The organism is Amycolatopsis bartoniae (assembly GCF_014191255.1).
Lineage (GTDB): Bacteria > Actinomycetota > Actinomycetes > Mycobacteriales > Pseudonocardiaceae > Amycolatopsis_E > Amycolatopsis_E bartoniae.
The window spans coordinates 36224-58931 of record NZ_JACHWH010000017.1 but is presented as its reverse complement, the minus strand read 5'-3'; the positions used below and the strand labels follow the sequence as shown (position 1 = coordinate 58931).

8 protein-coding genes are annotated in these 22708 nt (G+C 72.7%); 5 read left to right on the top strand and 3 right to left on the bottom strand.

Going from position 1 to position 22708, the window contains the following annotated elements; genetic code table 11:
- Positions 1-118 precede the first annotated feature (118 nt).
- The 5 genes from FHX82_RS35410 to FHX82_RS35390 all read left to right on the top strand — a co-directional run bounded on the left by FHX82_RS35410 (position 119) and on the right by FHX82_RS35390 (position 6286).
- Complete coding sequence (locus tag FHX82_RS35410; RefSeq protein WP_145933942.1) at positions 119-1126, top strand: LacI family DNA-binding transcriptional regulator; 1008 nt, start codon at positions 119-121, stop codon at positions 1124-1126.
- Between the two features lie 8 nt (positions 1127-1134).
- Positions 1135-2364 (top strand): ABC transporter substrate-binding protein, encoded by a 1230-nt coding sequence (locus FHX82_RS35405; RefSeq protein WP_145933943.1) that lies wholly within the window; start codon positions 1135-1137, stop codon positions 2362-2364.
- The gene (locus tag FHX82_RS35400; protein ID WP_229880675.1) at positions 2361-3302 is read left to right on the top strand and encodes a carbohydrate ABC transporter permease; all 942 of its coding nucleotides are present in this window, start codon (positions 2361-2363) and stop codon (positions 3300-3302) included. The genes FHX82_RS35405 and FHX82_RS35400 overlap by 4 nt, the downstream gene beginning before the upstream one ends.
- Positions 3299-4102: a carbohydrate ABC transporter permease gene (locus tag FHX82_RS35395; protein WP_145933945.1), complete on the top strand. Its 804-nt coding sequence runs from the start codon at positions 3299-3301 to the stop codon at positions 4100-4102. The genes FHX82_RS35400 and FHX82_RS35395 overlap by 4 nt, the downstream gene beginning before the upstream one ends.
- Before the next feature lie 186 nt (positions 4103-4288).
- Positions 4289-6286, top strand: a complete 1998-nt coding sequence (locus FHX82_RS35390) for a glycoside hydrolase family 31 protein (protein ID WP_145933947.1) — start codon at positions 4289-4291, stop codon at positions 6284-6286.
- Between the two features lie 57 nt (positions 6287-6343).
- Here the strand turns inward: FHX82_RS35390 and FHX82_RS35385 are convergent, their stop codons facing one another.
- From FHX82_RS35385 to FHX82_RS35375, 3 genes are read right to left on the bottom strand one after another with little or no spacing between them, the layout of a single operon-like run.
- The gene (locus FHX82_RS35385) at positions 6344-6550 is read right to left on the bottom strand and encodes an MbtH family protein (RefSeq protein WP_145933948.1); all 207 of its coding nucleotides are present in this window, start codon (positions 6548-6550) and stop codon (positions 6344-6346) included.
- Complete coding sequence (locus tag FHX82_RS35380) at positions 6543-7793, bottom strand: MFS transporter (RefSeq protein WP_145933950.1); 1251 nt, start codon at positions 7791-7793, stop codon at positions 6543-6545. Before FHX82_RS35380 ends, FHX82_RS35385 begins: the two co-directional genes overlap by 8 nt.
- Positions 7790-22699 (bottom strand): non-ribosomal peptide synthase/polyketide synthase, encoded by a 14910-nt coding sequence (locus FHX82_RS35375; RefSeq protein WP_145933952.1) that lies wholly within the window; start codon positions 22697-22699, stop codon positions 7790-7792. Before FHX82_RS35375 ends, FHX82_RS35380 begins: the two co-directional genes overlap by 4 nt.
- Positions 22700-22708: the final 9 nt, after the last annotated feature.

Here is a 22708-nt window from a genome sequence, read left to right as displayed (position 1 = left end):
ACTGGGGGTTCGACGAATTCGACGGAACCGCCGCGGGAAAGCGGTCTTGACAGCCGGGAAAGGGCTCTCTACCTTCGGCCGCTGTCGATACGCTTCGACAGCCGGTGAAGGAGCCGCGATGGTGACGATCAACGACGTCGCTCGTGCGGCCGGGGTCGCGCCCAGCACGGTTTCCTACGTCCTGTCGGGCAAACGGTCCATCTCCGCCGAGACCCGCAGGCTGGTCGAGCAGAGCATCCGCAGGCTCGGCTACCACCCCCACGCCGGGGCGCGGGCGCTGGCCAGCAGCAAGACGCAGGTGCTCGCGCTGGTGATCCCGCTGCGCACCGACCTCAACGTCGCGGTGGTCATGCAGTTCGTCGCCGCCGTCACCACCGCCGCCCGCCGGCACGACCACGACGTCCTGCTGCTGACCAAGGACGAGGGCGCGGACGGGCTCAAGCGCGTGGTCGGCTCGGCGCTGGCGGACGCGCTGCTGGTGATGGACGTCGAGTCCGCCGACCCGCGGGTGCCGATGCTGCTCGCGCTGGACCGCCCGGTGGTGCTCATCGGTACGCCCGACCACGCGACCGGCCTGAGCTGCGTCGACCTCGACTTCCAGGCCGCCGGTGCGGTCGCCGTGCGCCACCTCGCGGAACTGGGCCACGCCTCGGCCGGGCTCGTCGGGCCGTCACCGGCGGTCTACGAACGCGGCACGAGCTTCGCCGACCGGTTCCTGCGCGGGTTCCACCAGGCGGCGGCCGACGCCGGGCTCCGCGCGGGCGCCCGGCCGTGCGGCCACTCCTACGAGCAGACCCGCGCTTGCCTGGACGAGCTGTTCGCCGAGAACCCGGACCTGACCGCGCTGGTGGTGCAGAACGAGGCCGTGCTCGGGCCGGTGCTGTCGGACCTGCGCCAGCGCGGGCTGCGCGTGCCCGAGGACGTGTCGGTGCTCGCGGTGTGCCCGGACTCCATGGCCGGCAACCACGCCGTCACGCTCACCACCATCACGATCCCCGCCGACGAGATCGGCGAGCTCGCCGTCGCGATGACCATGTCCCAGCTCGGCGGCGAGGCCACCCCGGAGACCCGCCTGCTGTCGCCGCGGCTCACCCGCCGCGAAAGCACCGCTCCCCCACCCCGGTAAGGAGAACCATGCCCACACCGAAGTGGTGCCACCGCGTCGTCCTCACGACGGCCGTCGTGCTGCTCGCCGCGGCCTGCACCCCGAGCCCGGGCGGCGGGTCCCCGTCCGGCTCGGCCACGTCGATCACCGAGCTCGACTACTACACCGACCAGGAGGGCTCGGCCGCCTGGCAGCGCAACCTCGACAGCTGCGCGCAGCAGACCGGGGTCAAGATCGACCGCCAGAGCGTGCCGACCAGCCAGCTGCTGCCGAAGGTGCTGCAGGGCGCCGCGTCCCGCACGCTGCCGAACCTGCTGTTCACCGACAACCCGACGGTGCAGCAGGTGGCCGCCACCGGGGCGCTCACGCCGGTGACCGACTACGGCATCAGCACCGACGGCTACTACGACAGCATCGTCAAGGCCGGGACCTATCAGGGGAAGGTGTACGGGCTCGCGCCCGGCGTCAACGGACTGGCCCTGTTCTACAACAAGGACCTCCTCGCCGCGGCCGGCGTGCAGCCACCGTCCACTTGGGACGAACTGAAGGCGGCCGCCGCGAAGCTGACGAAGGACGGCAAGTACGGGCTCGCGTTCTCCGCCATCCCGTCCGAGGAAGGCACGTGGCAGTACCTGCCGTTCTTCTGGAGCAACGGGGCCGATCTGTCCAAGGTGGACTCCCCGCAGGCGGTGCAGGCGCTGCAGTTCGTGACCGACCTGGTGTCGGCGGGCTCGGCGTCGAAGTCCGTGCTGAACTGGAACCAGAACGACGTGGCCGACCAGTTCGCCGCGGGCAACGCGGCGATGATGATCAACGGCTCGTGGAACCTCAACAAGCTCGACGCCGACACCGCGCTGCACTACGGCATCGTGCCGATCCCGGTGCCGCAGGCCGGGGGCAAGCCCGTCGTCGCGCTCGGTGGGGAGATCGGCACGATCCCGGTGACGAGCGGCGACGCGCAGGCCGCCGCGGGCAAGGTGCTGAACTGCCTGCTGTCGGAGCAGAACATGCTGCAGTGGGACAAGGACCACTCGCTGGTGCCGGCGAAACAGGACGTCGCCGCGAAGTACGTGCAGCAGTACCCGGCGATGAAGTCGTTCGCCGACGAGGTCGCCACCGCGCGTTCGCGGACGGCCGAGCTGGGCGACAAGTACCAGCCGTTGTCCACCGCGCTCGGCAACGCGATCCAGGCCGCGCTGGCCGGGCAGAAGAGCCCGGCGCAGGCGCTGCAGGAGGCGCAGCAGGCGGCCGGGTCGTGACCTGGGTGGCCACGGGCGGGGCCGTCTCGGCGGCCCCGCCCCGTTCCCGCCGGCGGCGGCGCCCGCACTGGGCCGCACTCGGGTTCCTCGCCCCCGCACTGGTCTACCTCGTCGTGTTCTTCGGGTATCCGCTGGTGAACAACGTGTCGATGAGCCTGCGCGAGTTCACCGTGAAGTCGTTCTACACCGGCGAAGCGCCGTTCACCGGCTTCGCGAACTACGCGGCGGTGCTGCGCAACCCGCTGTTCGGCACGGCGGTGCTCAACACCGTGCTGTTCACCGTGGGCTCCATCGTCTTCCAGTTCGGCATCGGGCTCGCGCTCGCGTTGTTCTTCAACCGCCGCTTCCCCGGCGGGAACGTGCTGCGCGCGCTGCTCCTGCTGCCGTGGCTGCTGCCGCTGGTGGTGAGCGGCGCGGTGTGGCGGTGGATGTTCGACCAGGACCACGGCATCCTCAACGCCGCGCTGCGCGCCGTGCACCTGCCCGGCGTGCCGTGGCTGACGAGCACGAGCTGGGCGCTGCCCGCGGTGATCCTGACCAACATCTGGATCGGCGTGCCGTTCAACCTCGTGCTGCTGCACGGCGGGCTGCGGGCGATTCCGGATTCGCTGTACGAGGCGGCCGCGCTGGACGGGGCGAACGCGTGGCAGCGCTTCCGGTACGTCACGTGGCCCCTGCTGCGGCCGGTCACCGGCGTGGTACTGATGCTCGGGCTGGTCTACACCGTCAAGGTCTTCGACGTGATCATGGTGATGACCGGCGGCGGACCGGCGAACGCGACCCAGACGCTCACCACGTGGTCCTACAGCCTGTCGTTCTCCAGCTTCTCGTTCGGCCAGGGCGCGGCGGTGGGCAACATCCTCATCCTCGTGGCGACGGCGTTCGGCCTGCTCTACCTGCGTTCGGCGCGGGAAAGCCTGGCTGAGGTGGCGGCATGAGGAGCCGGACCGTGTTGGGCGTGCTGATCGTCGTCGTGCTGCTGTTTCCGTTGTACTGGATGGTCAACGCCTCGTTCCAGCCCAGCGGCGCGCTGTTGCGGCCCTCCCCCGAGCTGTTCCCGTTCTCCGGCACCCTCTCCGGCTACCGGCAGGCGCTCGCGTCGCAGGGCCCGCACCTGGTGTCGAGCCTGATCGTCGCGCTCGGCACGGTGGTGGTGTCGCTCGCGATCGCCATGCCCGCGGCGTACGCGCTGGCGCAGCTGCGGATGCGCGCGCGGCCCGCGGTCGTGTTCGCGCTGCTGATCGTGCAGATGATCCCCGGCATCGTGATGGCGAACTCGCTGTACGCGGTGTTCTCCAGCCTGGGGCTGATCGACAGCTACGTCGGGCTGGTGCTGGCGGACGCGACCGCGACGGTCCCGTTCGCGGTGCTGGTGCTGCGGGCGTTCATGCTCGCGATCCCGAAGGAGCTGACCGAGGCGGCGCGCGTCGAGGGCGCCGGGTACTGGCGGACGTTCACCGCGATCATCGTGCCGCTGAGCCGCAACGCGATGATCACCGCCGGGCTGTTCTCGTTCCTGTTCGCGTGGGCGGACTTCCTGTTCGCGGTCACCCTGACCACGGGCCAGTCGTTCCAGCCGGTCACGGTCGGCATCTACCGCTTCGTCGGCAACAACACCGCGGACTGGAACAGCGTGCTCGCCACGGCGGTGCTCGCCTCGATCCCCGCGGCGATTCTCCTCGTGCTCGCCCAGCGTTACGTCGTCGCCGGTATGACCAGCGGCGCGGTCAAGGACTAGGAAATGACCACTGGAATCAGCCTGCTTGCCGGTGCGAGTAGCGGAACCTGAGGCGGCCCCTGGCTGTGGGATCGCCTCCTCATGAACGCCGGTTCACCACGTCGGCGCTGTCCTCGCCAGGAGCCACCTCAGAACCCGCAGCGGTGCGAGCTGACGGCCCACCCGTACGTAGAGAGGAATTCAAGCGTGATCACCATTCGTGAGGACGGCCGGGTGCTCGAAGTGACCGTGCAGCACGAGGTGCTGCGCGTCGAGCCGTGGGGCCCCGACAGCGTGCGCGTGCGTGCCGGGCAGCACACCATCCTCGACGACGTGCCGGGCGCGCTCGTCCCGCCCAAGCCCACCGACGTCACCGTCACCACCGAGGAGCGGGAGGGGCGGCTGGTGAACGGCGGCCTCACGGCGATCGTGGAGATCGCCGAGTCCGACACGGGCGACTCCGCGCTCCTGCGGTTCGTGCGCACCTGCAGCGGCGAGGAGCTGCTCGCCGAGGAGCGGGCGCACTTCTGGTGGCCCGGCGCGCGCCTGTTCTCCGCCACGGGCAACGGTTACGCGCGCCTGGAGCAGCGGTTCGCGGCGTACGAGGGCGAGCGGCTCTACGGTCTCGGGCAGCACACGCACGGACGGCTGGACCAGAAGGGCCTGGTCCTGGACCTGGTGCAGCGCAACGCGGAGGTGTCGATCCCGTTCCTGCTCTCCAGCCGCGGCTACGGCTTCTTGTGGAATCTGCCCGCCGTCGGCCGGGTGGAGCTGGCGGAGAACGGCACGCGCTGGGTGGCCGACAGCGCGCGCCAGATCGACTACTGGGTCACCGCGGCCGCCACCCCGGCGGGCATCCTGTCCCGCTACGCCGACGCCACCGGGCACGCGCCGATGCTGCCCGAGTGGGCCGCCGGGTTCTGGCAGTCGAAGTTGCGTTACCGCACGCAGGAAGAGTTGCTCGCCGTCGCACGCGAGCACAAGCGGCGCGGCCTGCCGCTGTCGGTCATCGTCACGGACTTCTTCCACTGGACCCACCTGGGCGACTGGCGGTTCGACCCGGCGGAGTGGCCCGACCCGGACGCCATGATCGCCGAGCTGGACGAGCTGGGCGTCAAGCTGATGGTGTCGGTCTGGCCGTCGGTGAGCCCGCTGTCGGAGAACTACCCGCACCTGCTGAACGAGGGCCTGCTCGCGGGCACCGAACAGGGCGTGCCGTTCCACGCGCCGTGGAAGGACAAGGGGTTCGACACGAAGCTGCCCGTCGCGTTCTACGACCCCACCAACCCCGCGGCGCGGGAGTTCCTGTGGCGCACGGTGAAGCGGAACTACTACGACAAGGGTGTGCGCGTGTGGTGGCTCGACGCGTGCGAGCCGGAGATCCAGCCCGGGCATCCGCAGAACCTGCGCTTTCACGCCGGGCCCGGCTCGGAGGTGTTCAACCTCTACCCGATGGCGCACGCGCGCGCGTTCGCCGAGGGCCTGCACGGCGAGGGCGACGACGAGGTGGTGCTGCTGTGCCGGTCGGCGTGGGCGGGCAGCCAGCGCTACGGCGCCGCGCTGTGGTCCGGTGACATCCCGGCGACGTGGGAGTCGCTGCGGGCGCAGGTGCGGGCGGGGCTGAACGTGGCGCTGTCCGGAATTCCGTGGTGGACCACGGACATCGGCGGTTTCCACGGCGGCGACCCCGGCTCGCCGGAGTACCGCGAGCTGATGGTGCGCTGGTTCCAGTACGGCGTGTTCTGCCCGCTGTTCCGGCTGCACGGCTACCGCGACCCGCGCACCCCGTTCGGCCCGGAGATGGAGGGCGGGCCGAACGAGGTGTGGTCCTACGGCGAGGAGGCCTACGAGCTGATCGCCAACTGCCTGCGCCTGCGCGAGCGGCTGCGCCCGTACCTGATGACGCAGCTGCGCGCCGCGCACGAGCAGGGCCTGCCCCCGCTGCGGCCGGTGTTCCTCCAGTTCCCCGCCGACGCGCGCGCGTGGGAGGTCGACGACGAGTTCCTGCTGGGGCCGGACATCCTGGTGGCCCCGGTCCTCGCGCCCGGGGCGACCGCGCGGGAGGTGTACCTGCCGGCGGGCGCGGAGTGGGTCGACGCGTGGACCGGAACCACTCACGGTGGCGGGGAGACCGTGAGCGTCCCGGTGGTGCGCGAGCACATCCCGGTGTTCCTGCGCGCCGGGGCTGACGTGCGGCTCCGGTGAGCGAATGGCTTCAGGGACCAAGCACCGAAGCCACCCACCCCCAGCCGGTCCGCGAACTCAGCCCTGGTGCTCGGCTGCCATCCGCTCCCGGAGGCTCCGCGGGCGCATGTCGGTCCACACCCGGTCGACGTGGTCCATGCACTCCTGCCGCGTGCCGCGCGTGCCGTCGGGCCGCCAGCCCGCCGGGACCTCCTTGTCCGCGGGCCACAGCGAGTACTGCTCCTCGTCGTTGACCAGTACCTGGAAGGTGCCGTCCTCATCCATCGGGATTTCCTTTCCTGTCGGCGAACTCCGGTTCGGGTTCGAGGGTCCGGGGGAAGCGGCGGAGCACGGGGTGGCAGGTCGCCAGCAGGGTGACGACCGTGATCGCCCCGGCGCACACCAGCACGGCGGTGGTGCCGGGCAGCGCGTCGACCAGCCAGCCGCCGAGCGCGGGTCCGGCCGCGGCCGCCACCCCGCCGGCGACGCCGAGGACTCCGCCGAGCCTGCCACGCATCCCGTCCGGGGTGAGCAGCAGCTGGTAGGTGCTGATCGTCGTGTTGGCCGCGGGCGGCAGGAACGCCATCGCCGCGAACAGCACGCCCATCAGGTAGCCACTCCTGACGAACACGGCGAGCGGGGTGAGCACGGTCAGCGCCCAGAACACGCCGATGATCAGCGTGTACGGGCTGAACCTGCGGTGCAGGTACGGCGCCGCCAGCGCGCCGAGGATGCCTCCGCCGCCGAGCATGGCCGCCATCACGCCGATCTCGCCCGAGGGCACGCCGCGCGTGGCCGCGAGCACGATGATCACCAGGTAGTAGGCGCTGAAGAACAGGTTCAGGCTGATCGCGCACAGCGCGGTGACCCGCACCTGCGGCTGGTGCCACACCCACCGCAGCCCGGCGAGGATCTCGCGGCCCAGGTGCCGGGCGGGGGCCCGTTCGGTCACCGCCACCGGCAGCCGGACGAACAGCAGCGCGAAGAACGCCACCACGTGGGTGAGCACGTCGAAGACGAACGGTATCGCCCGGCCGAGCGCGAAGAGGAACCCGCCGAGCGCGGTGCCCGACAGCTGGCCGGCGTTGGACCGCGCCGCGTTCATCGCCACCGCCGAGGGCACCTGTTCGACGGTGACCAGGCGCGGCAGGCTGGCTTCTTCGGCGGGTTCGAACAGCGCGCGGCACAGGCCCATCACCGCGGCGACGGCGACCAGTTGCAGCACGCTCGCCACGCCCCACCACAACGCGGCGAGCAGGGAGGCCGCCGCGAGCGCCTGCACCGCCTCGCAGACCAGCATGATCCGCTTGCGGTTCCAGCGGTCCACCAGCGCCCCGGCGGGCAGCCCGGCCACCAGCTGGGCCACCGCGACGGCGCCGAGCACCAGGCCGGACTGCGCCGCCGACCCGGTGACGGCCAGCACCAGCAGCGGGAACGCGATCATGGACGTGCTGAACCCGGTCTCGGAGAACACCTGCCCGCCCCACAGCAGGCGGTAGTCGCGGTTGCGCGAAAGCAACGTGGTCATCGGCCCTCACCCCGGCAGTCCCGCGCCATCCGGTGCAGCGCCTCGGCGAAGTCCCCCGCGACTCGCTCCACTGTGGACCGATCGTGCAGGTCGGGCCGGTGGAACCAGGAGAAGCCGAGCCGCCCGTGCTGGACGCCGCCCACCACCTCCAGCAGGTGGCCCGGCGGGTTCGCGGGATCCTGTTCGCGGCCCGCCGTCGGCAGGGCGCCGCGGTAGAGGCCGGCCGGGGTGGCGTCGTCGCCCTGGCCGAGGTAGTTGAACGCGATTCCCGGGGTCCGCCCGCCGAGCTCGGGGAACCGGAACCACCGCAGGGCGCCGAAGCCGAACCCGTTGCCGGGTACCGCTCTCAGCTGTCTGCGCACGGACTTCACGAGATCCCGCCAGCTCGCTTCGGGCGGTACTTCGAGCGCCAGCGGGAACAGCGTGGTGAACCAGCCGACGGTGCGGGTGAGGTCGACGCCGTCGAACAGCTCCTCACGCCCGTGCCCCTCCAGGTCGATCGCGACGGTGGGCTCGCCGGTCCAGCGGGCGAGCGCCCACGCGAGCGCCGCCAGCAGCACGTCGTTGACCCGCGTGCGGTAGGCGGCGGGCGCGGACCGCAGCAGCGCGCCGGTGTCCTCCGCGTTCACCTCCACGGTCACCGCTTCGACCGGCGTACCCGGGACCGGGGTGGCCCGGTCCACGGGCAGCTCGCACCCGGGCAGCGCGCGCGCCCAGTGCTCCCGTTCGTGGTCGAGGCCCCCGGCTTCGACGAACTCCCGCAGCCGGACCGCCCAGTCGCGGAACGACGTGGTCTTCGTCCCGAGGTCGGCGGCGGCGCCCCGGGCGGTCTGCCGGTAGGCCTGGTCGAGGTCCTCCAGCAGGATCCGCCACGACACGGTGTCGATCACCAGGTGGTGCGCGGCCAGGAACAGCAGCGGCCCCTCCGCGCGCTCGAACAGGACTGCCCTGAGCAGGGGCGGCGAGGACAGGTCGAACCCGGCCTGGACCTCGTCCGCGACCCGTTCCAGGTGCCCCGCCGGTGCCCGGGTGAGCATGCGCACCGGTTCGACGGGAGCGTTGTCCTGGTGCCACTCGCCGTCGCGCTGCTCGAACCGCAGCCGCAGCGCGTCGTGGTGCGCCACGATCGCTTCGAGCGCGCGTTCCAGCGCGTCCGGGTCCACCGCGGGGTCCAGTTCCAGGAGCACGGACTGGTTGAAGTGCCGCGGGTTCACGGTGTGCACGTCGAAGAACCACCGCTGGATCGGCGTCAGCGGCACCGGTCCGGTCACCGGTTCCCGCTCCACCGGCCGCGTTTCGGCGGGCGTCACCACCTTCGCCAGCTCCGCGACGGTCTGGTGGGAGAACAGCGCCTTCGACGTCAGGCGCAGCCCGGCCTGGCGGGCCCGGTGCACCACCTGGATGCTCAGGATCGAGTCCCCGCCGAGCTCGAAGAAGTTGTCGCGGGCGCCGATCCGCTCGCGGCCGAGCACCCGCGCCCAGATCCCGGCGAGCGTCGTCTCCACCGGGCCGTCCGGCGGGACGAAACCCTCGCCGGGGGCCGGCGCGTCCGGCGCGGGCAGGGCTCGGCGGTCGAGCTTTCCGTTGCGGTTGAGCGGAAGCGCGTCGAGGACCACGAAGTCCGGCGGCACCAGGTACTCGGGCAGCGCGGCGCCGAGGAACTGCCGCAGCGCACCGCTGTCCGGGGCTTCGCCCCGGGGTACCAGGTAGGCGGCCAGCCGCCGGTGCCCGTCGTCCTCCCGCGCCACCACGGCGGCCTCGGCGACCGCGGGATGGCGCCGCAGCACGGCTTCGACCTCGCCCGGCTCGATCCGGAACCCGCGGATCTTGACCTGGTCGTCGGCCCGTCCGAGGTAGACCAGCTCGCCGTCATCCCGGCGGAGCACCCTGTCGCCGGTGCGGTACATGCGGCCCGGGCCGAACGGGCAGGCGAGGAAGGCCGCGGCGGTGAGGCCCGGGCGGGCGAGGTATCCGCGGGCGAGCCCGTCCCCGGCGACGTACAGCTGCCCGGGCACGCCGGGCGGCACCGGGTTCAGCGCGCCGTCGAGCACGTAGAGCCGGGTGTTCCAGATGGGGTGGCCGATGGGCACCGGCCCGTCGGCGACGGGCGTGCCGGGCTCGATCCGGTACTCCATGCAGCCGACCGTGGTCTCGGTCGGGCCGTACTCGTTGATCACCGTCGCGCCCGGGTGCCCGGCGCGCCAGCCGTTCACGACGTCGCCGAGCAGCTGTTCCCCGCCCACGACGAGCTCGCCGGTGGGTGAGAGGTCCTCGGGCAGCACGCCGAGCATCGGCAGGTGGCCCGGGGTGGCCTTGAGGAACTCGCACTGCGCGCCCGGCGGGTGCTCGGCCAGCTCGGCCACCCGGATCCGCCCGCCGGCCAGGAGCGGGCCGAAGAGCGTGGTCACCGTGAGGTCGAACGCCGCCGAGGAATGCAGCACCGCGACCCCGCCCAGCGAGGGGTAGGCGTGCGCCACCCAGCGCAGGTAGTTCAGCGCGGCGCGGTGGGTCGTCACCACGCCCTTGGGCCGTCCGGTGGAGCCGGAGGTGTAGATGACGTACGCCGGGTGGTCCGGCCGCAGCGGCACGACCGGCTCGTGTTCCGGCAGCCCATCGGTGTCCATAATGGACTCACGACTGTCGAGCACCACCTTCGGCTTGGCGTCTTCGAGCAGGTACGCGATGCGGTCCGGCGGGTAGGCCGGGTCCACCGGCACGAAGGCGGCGCCGGACTTGAGCACCGCCAGCAGCGCCACCAGCAGCTCGGCGGAGTTCGGCAGGAGCACGGCCACTCGTTCCTCCGGTCCGGCGCCCCGCGCCACGAGCCGGTGGGCCAGGCGGTTGGCGCGCCGGTCCAGTTCGCCGTAGGTGAGCGTGGTGTCCCCGTCGAGCACCGCGACCGCGCCGGGGTCGGCACCACGCAGCAGGCGCGGCAGCACGGTCTCTTCGAGCGGGTGCGCGGTGTCGTTGAGCGTGTGGAGCACGTGGTGGCGCTCGCCGCCGGTCAGCAGGGACAGCTCGGCCAGCGGCCGGTCGGGGTCGGCCGCGACGGCTTCGAGCACCAGCCGCAGCCAGCCGGCCACCCGCTCGATCGTGGCGCGGTCGAACAGCCCGGTGTTGTAGTTGATCGCGCCACGCAGGCCGCCGTCGTGCTCCTCGAACTGCACCAGCAGGTCGAAGGCGGCGGTCACCGCGGGCAGGGGCAGTTCCTCGGCGTCCAGCAGCCCGCCGGAGTCCTGGCCACCGATGTTCTGCAGCGCGACCATCACCTGGAACAGCGGGGTGCGGCTGGGGTCGCGCACCGGCTGCACGGCGTCCACGACGCGTTCGAACGGCACGTCCTGGTGGGCGAAGGCATCCAGCACGGTCTCCCGCACGCGGGAGAGGAACTCGCGGAACGACAGCGCACCGTCCACAGTGGACCGCAGTACCAGCGTGTTGACGAAGAACCCGATCAGCCGCTCCAGCTCCGGGCGCTCGCGGCCGGAGGTGACCGTGCCGACCGCGACGTCGTCCTGCCCGGACCAGCGGCTGAGCAGGACCTGGCAGGCGGCGGCGAGCGTCATGAACAGCGTGCCGTCCTGGCTGCCCGCCAGCTCCCGGAGCCCCTCGGCGACCGGCGCCGGGACGTCGAAGTCGAGCCAGTCGCCGCCGGTGGTGCGGGTGGCGGGGCGGGGCCGGTCGGTGGGCAGCTCCAGCGGGGGCACGTCCGACAGCTGCTCGCGCCAGTAGCCCAGCTGGTCCTCCAGCAGGTCGCCGTCGAGGACTTCCCGTTGCCACACGGCGAAATCGGCGTACTGGATCGGCAGTTCCGGCAGCTCGGCCCCGGCGTAGAGGGCGCTCAGCTCGTCCACCAGGACGCCGGCGGACCAGCCGTCGGTGACGATGTGGTGCAGCACCAGCGTGAGCACGTGCTCGTCCGGCGCGAGCCGGAAGAGCCGCGCCCGCAGCAGCGGGCCCGTGCGCAGGTCGAACGGCCGCAGCACCTCCTCCCGCAGGGCCGCGTCCAGTTCCTGGGCACCGAGGTCGGTCACCGGGACGTGGACCTGGTAGGGCTCGCCGATCACCTGGACCCCGCGGCCGTCGACCGCGTCGAAGGTGGTTCGCAGCGACTCGTGCCGGGCGACCAGCGCGGTCAGCGCGGCGTCGAGCGCGCCGGTGTCGAGCGCGCCGCGCAGCCGCAACGCGGTCGGCGACACGTATTCGGTGCTGCCGGGCTCGAACTCGTCGAGGAACCACAACCGCTGCTGGGCGAACGAAAGCGGTAGCGGGCCGCCCCGCGGCGCGGCCGGGATCGTCGGCCCGGTGACGTGGTCCGGCAGCGCGGCGGCGAAGTCGCCGAGGACCGGCGTGCTGAACACCGCGCGCGGCGACACGTGCACGCCGAAGACCTCCCGCACCCGCGACACGATCCGCATGCTGAGGATCGAGTCGCCGCCCAGCTCGAAGAAGTTGTCCGCCACCCCGGCGCGGCGCACGCCGAGCACGTCGGCCCAGATCGCGGCGACCTCCCGTTCCGCGGCCGTCCGCGGTGGCGCGTAGGGGGTACCTTCCGGTCTGCCCTCGGGCGCCGGAAGCGCGCGGCGGTCGAGTTTGCCGTTGCGGGTCAGCGGCAGCCGGCCGAGCACCACGAACGCCGAGGGCACGAGGTGCGCGGGCAGCGAGCGGCGCAGCCAGGCACGCAGTGCGGCCGGTTCCGGCGCCGCGCCGTCCGGTACGACGTAGGCGACGAGCCGCCGGTCGCCCGGCTGGTCCTCGCGGGCGACGACCGCCGCCTCGGCGACCGCGGGATGGCCGAGCAGGACCGCTTCGATCTCCCCCGGCTCCACGCGGAAACCGCGGATCTTGACCTGGTCGTCGGTCCGGCCGAGGTAGTCCAGCCGCCCGTCCGCGGTCCAGCGGACGCGGTCGCCGGTGCGGTAAAGCCGCGAACCCGGCTCGCCGAAGGGGTTCGCGAGGAACCGGTCGGCGGTCAGGCCGGGACGCCCGAGGTAGCCGCGGGCCAGCTGGACCCCGGCGAGGTGCAGCTCGCCGGGCACCCCGGGCGGCACCGGCGACAGCGTCTCGTCCAGCACGTACGCCTGGACGTTCGCCAGCGGCCTGCCGATGAGCGGGCGGTCGCCCGTCACCGGGCAGCCGACGGCGTCGACGGTGACCTCGGTGGGGCCGTAGTAGTTGTGGACGGCGATGCCGGGCAACGCGCTCAGCTCGCGCCACAACGCCTCGCCGGTCGCTTCGCCGCCGACCAGCAGCGTGCCCGGCCGGTGCGTGCCGTCGAGCAGCCCGGCGGGCAGCAGCTGCCGCAGGTACGACGGGGTCACGTCGAGCAGGTCGATCCGTTGCTCGTCCACAGTGGACGCGACGGCACGGGGATCGAGGCGGGTGTCGTCGTCGAGCAGGTGCAGCTCGTGACCCGCGAGCCCGAGCAGCAGCGCCTCCCACGACGTGTCGAACGACAGCGTCGCGGTCAGCGCCACCCGCAGCCGGGTGTCCGCGGGGTCGGGGATGAACGTGCGGCGGTGGTCGGCCAGCAGGTTCGCCAGCCCCCGGTGTTCGATCACGACGCCCTTCGGGGTCCCGGTGGAACCCGAGGTGTAGATGACGTACGCGGCCTGGTCGGGACTGGCGCCGCTCAGTGCCACCTCCGGTCCGGGCCGGGCGCACCACTCGCGGACCTCGGCGAGGTCGTCGAGCACCACGGCGGCGCCCGCGTCGCGCAGCAGCCAGTCGAGGCGTTCGGCGGGCAGCCCGGGGTCGACCGGCAGGTGTGCCGCGCCGGTCTTGAAGATCGCGAGGATCGCGACGACGGCCTCCACCGAGCGGGGCAGCACCACCGCGACGACGCGTTCCGGCCCGGCGCCACGCGCGGCGAGGTGCCGGGCCAGCCGGTCCGCCCGCGCGTCCAGTTCCGCGAAGTCCAGGACGGTGTCGCGGCACACCAGCGCGGTCTCGTGTGGACTGCGGGCCACCGTGTCCTCGAACACGTCCAGCACGGTCGTCGCGGGTACGTCGAGCGCGGAGTCGTTCCACTCCCGCAGCACCTGGTGCCGCTCGTCCTCCGACAGCAGCGACAGCTCGGCCACCCGCCGGTCCGGGTTCGCGGTGATCTGCCGGACGAGTGCCGTCAGCTGCCCGGCCAGGCGCCGCGCCGTGGCCGCGTCGAACAGCCGCGGGTCGTACGCCAACTCCAGCACCAGGTGGTCGTGCAGGTACGCGGTCAGGTTCAGCGGGTAGCTGGTGGTGTCGAGGGAGCTCACGTCGCGGACCTCGATGGCGCCCGCCCCGGTCGTCTCGTCGACCGGGTAGTTCTCGAACACCACCACGCTGTCGAACAGCGCGCTGCCCGGTGCCACCGCACTGAGGCTTTGCACCTGTGCCAGCGACAGGAAGTCGAACCGGCGCGACTCGGCCTGCGCCGCCTGCGTCTCCCGCAGCCACGAGGCCACGTCCTGCCGCGGGTGCACCTCCAGCCGGGTGGGCACGGTGTTGATGAACATGCCGATCATCGACTCGACCCCGGCGAGTTCTTCGGGCCTGCCGGACACTGTCGTGCCGAACACCACGTCGGAGTCGCCGCTGTAGCGCGACAGCAGCAACGCCCACGCGCCCTGCACGACCGTGTGCACGGTGAGGGCGTTGCGCTTCGCCATCACGTGCAGCTGCCGCGACTCCTGCGGCGACAGCTCGGCCAGCACCATCTCGCCCGACTCGGCGCGGTGCGCTTCCAGCGGCGGCCGGTCGTACGGCAGGGGCGTCGGGGCGGCGAAGTCGCCGAGGACGCGGCGCCAGTACCGTTCGGCCTCCTGCCGGTCCTGCTCCGCCAGCCAGGCCAGGTAGTCGCGGAACGGCCGCCGCGACGGCACTTCCGGCGCGCGCCCGGCCGCCAGCGCGGAATACCGCTCGCACACCTCGCCGATCACCTGGGCGACGCTCCAGCCGTCGAGCAGCACGTGGTGCGAGGTCCACACCACCTGCACCTCGTCGTCGGCCAGGCGCACGAGCGCCAGCCGCATCAGCGGCGGGGTGGTCAGGTCCAGGCCTTCGGCCAGGTCGGCCGCGAGCAGCTCCGCCAGTGCCCGCTCCTGGTCCGCCCGCCCGCGCCAGTCGAAGTGGCGCACGGGCACCCGCACGCGGTGCACGACCTGCAGCGGCTCGGCGACGCCCTCCCACACGACGCTGCTGCGCAGGACCGGCGTGCGGTCCACGACCTGCTGCCACGCCCGCGCGAGCAGTTCCGGGTCGGACACGCCCCGCAGGCGCAGGCGGAACTGGTCGAAGTAGGCGGTCGAGGTGGTGTCGACGAGGCTGTGGAACACCATCCCGGCCTGCAGCGGGGTCAGCGGGTAGATCTCCTCGACGGTGCGGCCGTCGCCCGCGATCCGGTCGACCGCCGCCTGGTCGAGGCGCGCCAGCGGGAAGTCCGAGGGCGTGCGGCCCCCGGTGCCCGGTTCCGCGCAGTGCGCGACGATCTCGCGCAGCGCGCCCGCGGTGCGCTCGGCGAGCCCGCGGACCGTGGTCTCCTCGTGCACGTCCGCCGAGTACTCCCACGTCAGCCGCAGCTGCCCGGCTTCGACGACGCCGATGACGTCGAGCAGGTAGGTCCGCTCGTTGCCGGGCGCGGAGTCGTGCCCGAGGCTCTCGTGGCGTTCGCGGAACAGCCCGTGCCCGCCGGGCGCGACATCCCACTGCCCGTGGTAGTTGAAGGAGATCCGCGGCGACGGGTCGTCCCGCAGGAGGGTGCCGGACGAGCCTTCGCGGCTGAGGTAGCGCAGCGCCTCGTAGCCCACGCCCTTGTGCGGGACCGCACGCAGCTGTTCCTTGACGGACTTGAGCTCCTCGCCCCAGCCCGCGTCCGGGCGCAGCCCGAGCGCGACCGGGTACTGCGCGGTGAACCAGCCGATGGTGCGGGACACGTCGAGCCCCTCGACCAGGTCCTCCCGCCCGTGCCCCTCCATCGCGACGAGCACCCGGTCGCGGCCGGTCCACTCGGCCAGCACTCGGCCGAGCGCGCCCAGCAGGACGTCGTTGACCTGTGTGCGGTACGCGGCGGGCACGTCGTGCAGCAGCGCGCTGGTCTCCTCGCGGCTCAGGCTCACCGAGACCGTGCGCGCCGAGGCAGCCGTGTTCGGTCCCGGCCGGTCCACGGGAAGCTCCGGCTGCGTGCCGCCGAACACCGCCTTCCAGTGTTCGAGGTCTTCGTCGAGGTGTCCCGAGCGCACGTGCTCGGCCAAGGACCGCGCCCAGTGCGGGAACGACGTGCCCACCGGGGCGAGCTCCCCGCCCCGGTAAGCGGTTTCCAGGTCGTCGAGCAGGATGCGCCACGACACGCCGTCCATCACCAGGTGGTGCACGGTGAGGAACAGCCGCGGCGGCGCCGTCCTGGGCCGGAACAGGATCGCGCGCCACAGCGGCCCGGCGGTGATGTCCAGGGATTGCTGTGCCCGCAACGCCTCTGCCTGCAGCACATCCTCGTCGAGGTCGTCCAGCTCGACGACCCGCAGCTCGTTCTCCTCGGCGGGCGCCGGTTCCTGCAACCACTCCCCCGCCGCACGGGTGAACCGCATCCGCAGGGCGTCGTGCCGCCGGGTCACCGCGGCCAGCGCCGCGCGCAGTGCGGGAACGTCGACCTCCGGGTCGAGTCCGATGTGGACGGACATCGTGAAGTGGTCGCGGTCCAGCCCGCTTTCGGTGAACCACGACTGGATCGGGCCCAGCGGCGCGGGTCCGGCCGGTTCGGCGGGCGCCACGGGCGCGGGCGCCGTGCCGGCCGAGACGACCGCCGCCAGCTCGGCGAGCGTCTGGTGCAGGAAGATGTCCTTCGACGACAGGGCCAGGCCCGCCTGCCGGGCCTTCGACACGACCTGGATGCTCAGGATCGAGTCGCCCCCGAGGCCGAAGAAGTTGTCCTCCGCGCCGACCTGCTCGACGCCGAGCACCTGCGACCAGATGCCCGCCAGCTCGCGTTCCGCGGCTGTGCGCGGCGGGACGAACCGGCTGCCCGGTTCGCTCGCGGCGCCCGGCTCCGGCAGCGCCTTGCGGTCGAGCTTCCCGTTGGGCGTCAAGGGGAGCGACTCCAGCCCGACGAACACCGCGGGCACCAGGTGGGCGGGCAGCGACCGGCCGAGGAACTCCCGCAGCACGCTGGTGCCCGGCACGGCCGAGCCCGGCGCGGGCACCAGGTACGCGACGAGCCGCCGCGTGCCGCCCGCCTCGTGCGCCAGCACGACGGACTCGGCGAGGTCCGGGTGCGCGACGAGCGCGGCCTCGATCTCGCCGGGCTCGATGCGGAACCCGCGGATCTTCACCTGCGCGTCCGCGCGGCCAAGATATTCCAGTACTCCAGTCAAGTTCCACCGGACGAGGTCGCCGGTGCGGTACATCCGGCTGCCCGGCTCGCCGAACGGGTCGGCCAGGAACCGCGCCGCCGTCAGGCCCGGGCGGCCGAGGTAGCCGCGGGCCAGTCCCGCGCCCGCCACGTACAACTCGCCGGTGACTCCCGCCGGAACCGGGGAGAGCGTGTGGTCGAGCACATAGGTCCGCAGGTCCGGAATGGGCACGCCGATGGGGCTGCCGGCCGCGCCGCTGGGGCCGAGCAGCTGGTACGTCACGTGCACGGTGGTCTCGGTGATCCCGTACATGTTGATCAGGGCCGGGCGCTCCGGATGCCGTTCGTACCAGGGCGCCAGGCGGCCGGGGTCGAGCGCCTCGCCGCCGAAGACCACGTACCGCAGCGCCAGCTCGGGCCGGTGTTCGCGGTCGGCCTGCACCAGCTGGTAGAACGCGGACGGCGTCTGGTTGAGGACGGTGACCTTCTGCTCGGCGAGCAGGGCGAGGAAGTCCTCGGGCGAGCGCACGACGTCCTGGCCGACGACGACCAGCCGGCCGCCGTGCAGCAGCGCGCCCCACATCTCCCACACGGAGAAGTCGAAGGCGTAGGAGTGGAACAGCGTCCACACGTCGCGGTCGCCGAAGCCGAACCAGTCCTTTGTGGACGAGAACAGCCGCGTCACGTTGCGGTGCGGGATCAGCACCCCCTTGGGTTTGCCGGTCGAGCCGGAGGTGTAGATGACGTACGCGACGTTGTCCGGGGCCGCACCGCCGGACGGGTCGGTCGACGGCTGGTTTTCGTTGTCCCGCACGGCTTCCAGGCTGTCGAGCACGAGGACGGGCTGGGCATCGGCAAGCACGCCCTGGATGCGCGCCTCGGGATACGCCGGGTCGAGCGGCAGGTAGCCGGCGCCGGACTTGAGCACCGCCAGCACGGCCACGAGCAGCTCGGGCGAGCGTGGCAGCACGAGCGCGACGAGGCGCTCCGGTCCCGCTCCCCGCTCGATCAGCCGGTGCGCGAGGCGGTTGGCGCGCTCGTTGAGCTCCCGGTAGGTCAGCTCGGTCCGGCCGCAGGTGACCGCGACGGCCTCCGGGGTCCGGCGCGCCTGCGCCTCGAACAGCGACGGCAGCGTGCCCGCGGGCTCGGGTGTTCCGTGCCCGTTCCACTCCCGCAGCACCTGTTCGCGCTCGGGGCCGGTGAGCCACGGCAGCCGTGCCAGCGGCCGGTCGGCGGCCGCGGCGACGCCGTCGAGCAGGACGCGCAGCCAGCCCGCCATCCGCGCCACGGTGGTGGCGTCGAACAGGTCGGTGTTGTAGTTCACCACCACGTCGAGCCGCCCGCCCGCCTCCTGGAACTGGATCATCAGGTCGAAGGCCGCGGTCACCAGTGGCGGCGCCAGCTCCTCGACGGCGAGGCCGGGCAGCGCGGGTTCGGCGCCGGGGGTGTTGTGCAGCACCACCATCACCTGGCACAGCGGGGTGCGGCTGGTGTCGCGGACCGGCTGCAGGTCGTCGACGACGCGGTCGAACGGGACGTCCTGGTGTGCGAACGCGTCGAGCGTCGTCTCACGCACCTCGGCGAGGAACTCCCCGAACGTCCGTGCGGTGTCCACTGTGGAGCGCAGCACGAGGGTGTTGACGAAGAACCCGACGAGCCCTTCCAGCTCGGTCCGCTCGCGCCCGGACACGACCGTGCCCACGGCGATGTCGTCCTGCCCGGACCAGCGGGACAGCAGCAGCTGGCAGGCGGCGAGCAGCGTCATGAACAGCGTGCCGTCGGACCGGCGGGACAGCTCCTTGAGCCGTGCGGTGGTCGCGGCCGGGATGGGGAACTCCAGCAGGGCGCCGGAGTTGGTGCGCACGGCGGGCCGGGGCCGGTCGGTGGGCAGTTCGAGCGGCGGCACGTCTTCGAGGCGGCGGCGCCAGTAGGCGAGCTGCTCGTCGAGCACGGCGCCGGTCAGCCGCTCGCGCTGCCACACCGCGAAGTCGGCGTACTGGATCGGCAGTTCCGGCAGCCCGGCCCCGGCGTAGAGTGCGCTCAGCTCGCTCACCAGGATGCCGGTGGACCAGCCGTCGGTGACGATGTGGTGCAGCACCAGCGTGAGCACGTGGTCGTCGGGCGCCAGGCGGACGAGCCGGGTGCGCAGCAGCGGACCGGCGCGCAGGTCGAACGGCTCGGTCGCCACCTCGGCGAGCACGGCTTCCAGCGAACGTCCATTCAGGACGGTCAGCGGAACGCGGACCTCGTACGGCGGGTGGACGATCTGCACGCCGTGCCCGTCGACGGCGTCGAAGGTGGTGCGCAGGGACTCGTGCCGCGCGACGAGCGCGGTCAGCGCCGAGTTCAGCGCCTCGACGTCCAGGTCGCCGCGCAGCCGCAACGCGGTCGGCGAGACGTACTCCGTGCTGCCGGGCTCGAACTCGTCGAGGAACCACAACCGCTGCTGGGCGAACGACAACGGCGCGGTCAGCCCGCCGTTTTCGCGCGCCAGCACCGGAATGGCCTCCACGACGCCCGCCTGGGGCAGGGCGGCGGCGAGCCGTTCCGGCGTCGGCGCGGTGAACAGCAGCCGCGCGGGCACATCGGCACCGAGCGCGGCGCGCAGGCGGGAGATCACCCGGATGCCGAGCAGCGAGTCGCCGCCGAGGTCGAAGAAGTTGTCCTCGACGCCCACGCGCTCGACACCGAGCACGTCGGCCCACACCGCCGTCACGAGACGCTCGTTGTCCGTCCGTGGGGCCACATACGAGCCACGCGCGGAGAAGTCCGGTTCGGGCAGCGCGGCCTGGTCGAGTTTGCCGCTGCGGGTGAGGGGCAGCCGGGGCAGCGTCACGAACGCCGAAGGCACGAGGTAGGCGGGCAGCGACGCGCTCAGGAACTCCCGCAGCTCCCCGGCGGCGGGCTCCTCCCCGGCGGGCACGCAGTAGGCCACCAGCCGACCCGCGCGGGCCACCACCGCGGCCCCGGCCACTGCGGGATGGCGCAGCAGCGCGGTTTCGACCTCGCCCGGTTCGATGCGGAACCCGCGGATCTTGACCTGCTCGTCGAGGCGGCCGCGGTAGTCCAGCCGGCCGTCGGCGGTCTCCCGGACGAGGTCGCCGGTCGCGTACATCCGGCTGCCGGGCTCGCCGAACGGATCGGGCGGGAAGCGGTCGGCGGTCAGCCCGGGCTTGCCGAGGTAGCCGCGCGCGAGCTGCGCGCCACCCAGGTACAGCTGTCCTGGCACGCCGGCCGGCACCGGGGACAGCGACGCGTCGAGCACGTAGGCGCTGAGGTTGCCCAGCGGGCGCCCGATGGTCGGGTGGTCCCCGGTCACCGTGGTACCAACGGCGTCCACTGTGGACTCGGTGGGGCCGTAATAGTTGTAGGCGGTGGTGCCGGGCAGGTCACGCACCTCGTGCCACAGCGCCTCGCCCAGCGCCTCCCCGCCGAGCATCAGGTGCTTCGGGCCGTTGTCCAGGATCCCGGCGGGCAGCAGCTGCTGGAGGTAGGACGGCGTGACGTCGAGGAAGTCGATGCGGTGCTCGCGGACGTACCGAGTCAGCGCCATGGGGTCGAGCCGGGTGTCGTCGTCGATCAAGTGCAGCTCATGACCGTCGGCCATCAGCAGCGGCCCCTCCCACGAGGTGTCGAACGACAGCGCCGCCGTCAACGCCACCCGCAGCCGCTTCCCGCCGAACACCCGGCGGTGGTTGATCACCAGGTTGGTCAGGGCGCGGTGCTCGACCACCACGCCCTTGGGCGTTCCGGTCGAGCCGGAGGTGTAGATGATGTACGCGGCCTGGTCCGGCCGTGGTCCGGGAAGCTCCGCCGGAGCCTCGGCGATCTCCCGCAGCACCACGGCGGGATCCGCGTCCCGCAGCACGGTCCGGATGCGCTCCCCGGGCAGTTCCGGGTCCACCGGCAGGTAGACCGCGCCCGCCTTGAGGACCGCGAACAACGCCACCACGGACTCGGCCGACCGCGGCAGCAGGACCGCGACCACCCGCTCCGGGCCGGCGCCCCGCCGCACCAGCTCCCCGGCCAGCCCGTGCACGCGCCGGACCAGCTCCGCGTAGGTCAGCGACTCGCCGCGGAAGACCAGCGCGGTGTCGTGCGGCCAGGCTTCGGCCCGCGCTTCGAGCAGGTCCACCACCGTGGTGTCCGGCACGTCGAGCGACGGTCCGCGGAGGCCGCGTTCCTCGCCGGCGGTCAGCGGCAGGTCCGCGAGGCGGCGGTCCGGTTCGGCGGCGACGGACTCCAGCAGCACCGAGAGGTGCGCCACCAGGCGGTCGATGGTGTCCGCGTCGAACAGGGCAGTGCTGTACTCGACGCTCCCGGCGAGTGTCCCGTCGCGTTCCTCGAACTCCAGGCTCAGGTCGAAGTTCGACGACCTGCGCGCGACCGTGACGTCCTCGGTGTCCAGTCCGGCGAAGGCGGGCTGCTCGCCCGAAGCGCCGTGCAGCAGCACCATCACGTCGAACAGCGGGTTGCGGCTCGGGTCGCGGTCGGCGTGCACGGCGTCGACCAGCCGCTCGAACGGGACGTCGTGCGCGAACGCGTCGAGCACCGTCTCCCGGACGGCGGCGAGCAGCTCGCGGAACGTGCCCCGCGTGTCCACAGTGGAGCGGAGCACGACGGTGTTGACGAAGAATCCCACCACGCGCCGCACCTCGGGTCTCTCCCGGCCCTGCACCACCGTGCCCACGGCCACGTCCTCCTGCCCCGAGTAGCGGGCCAGCAGCACCTGGCAGGCCGCGAGGACGACGGTGAACAGGGTGGTGCCGCCCTCGCGGGCCAGCTCGGCCAGCCGCGCCGCGGTGCCGCCGGGCAGGGTGAACTCCCGGACCGCGCCCTCGGTGGTGCGCTCCGGCGGCCGGGGCCGATCGGTGGGCAGCTCCAGCGGTCGCAGGTCCGCGAGCTTCGCGCGCCAGTAGTCCAGATGGTCCGTGCCGTCGCCGCGTTCGCGTTGCCACGCCGCGAAGTCGGCGTACTGGACCGGCAGCGGCGGCAGCTCAGCGGCCTCGCCGGAGTTGTAGAGCGCGGCCAGTTCCTCGGTGAGTACGCCCATCGACCCGCCGTCGGTGACGATGTGGTGCACGCACAGCAGCAGGACGTGCTCTCGCGGCCCGACCCGCGCCAGCAGCGCCCGCACCAGCGGCCCGCGCCGCAGGTCGAACGGGCGTGAGTACTCCTCGGCCAGCACGGCGTCGAGGTCCTCGGCGGGGGTGTCCACCACGGGCAGCGGCACGCCGAACGGCGGGTGGACGAGCTGCACGCCTTCGCCGTCCACCTCGTCGAAGGTGGTGCGCAGCGATTCGTGCCGCGCCACCAGCGCCGCCAGCGCCGCGGCGAGCGCGGGCACGTCGAGCTCGCCGCGCAGCCGCAGGGCCAGCGCGCTGTTGTACTCGGGGTCGCCGGGGTTGAGCCTGCTGAGGAACCACAGCCGCCGCTGGGAGAACGACAGCGGAAGCGGGCGGCCGCGTTCGGCCACCGGGATCGCCTCGCTCCGCCCGGCCGCGCCCGCCAGCCTGCTGCGCAGCTTCTCCCGCAGTTCGGCGGGCAGTGCCGCGATTCGGTCCTGTCTGGATGAGGTCATGACGGAGGT

What these genes read in the sequence shown, in the direction of transcription:
- FHX82_RS35410 (WP_145933942.1), top strand. Translation starts at nt 119, where the DNA reads ATGGTGACGATCAACGACGTCGCTCGTGCGGCCGGGGTCGCGCCCAGC.
- FHX82_RS35405 (WP_145933943.1), top strand. Translation starts at nt 1,135, where the DNA reads ATGCCCACACCGAAGTGGTGCCACCGCGTCGTCCTCACGACGGCCGTC.
- FHX82_RS35395 (WP_145933945.1), top strand. Translation starts at nt 3,299, where the DNA reads ATGAGGAGCCGGACCGTGTTGGGCGTGCTGATCGTCGTCGTGCTGCTG.
- FHX82_RS35385 (WP_145933948.1), bottom strand. Translation starts at nt 6,550, where the DNA reads ATGGATGAGGACGGCACCTTCCAGGTACTGGTCAACGACGAGGAGCAG.
- FHX82_RS35380 (WP_145933950.1), bottom strand. Translation starts at nt 7,793, where the DNA reads ATGACCACGTTGCTTTCGCGCAACCGCGACTACCGCCTGCTGTGGGGC.
- FHX82_RS35375 (WP_145933952.1), bottom strand. Translation starts at nt 22,699, where the DNA reads ATGACCTCATCCAGACAGGACCGAATCGCGGCACTGCCCGCCGAACTG.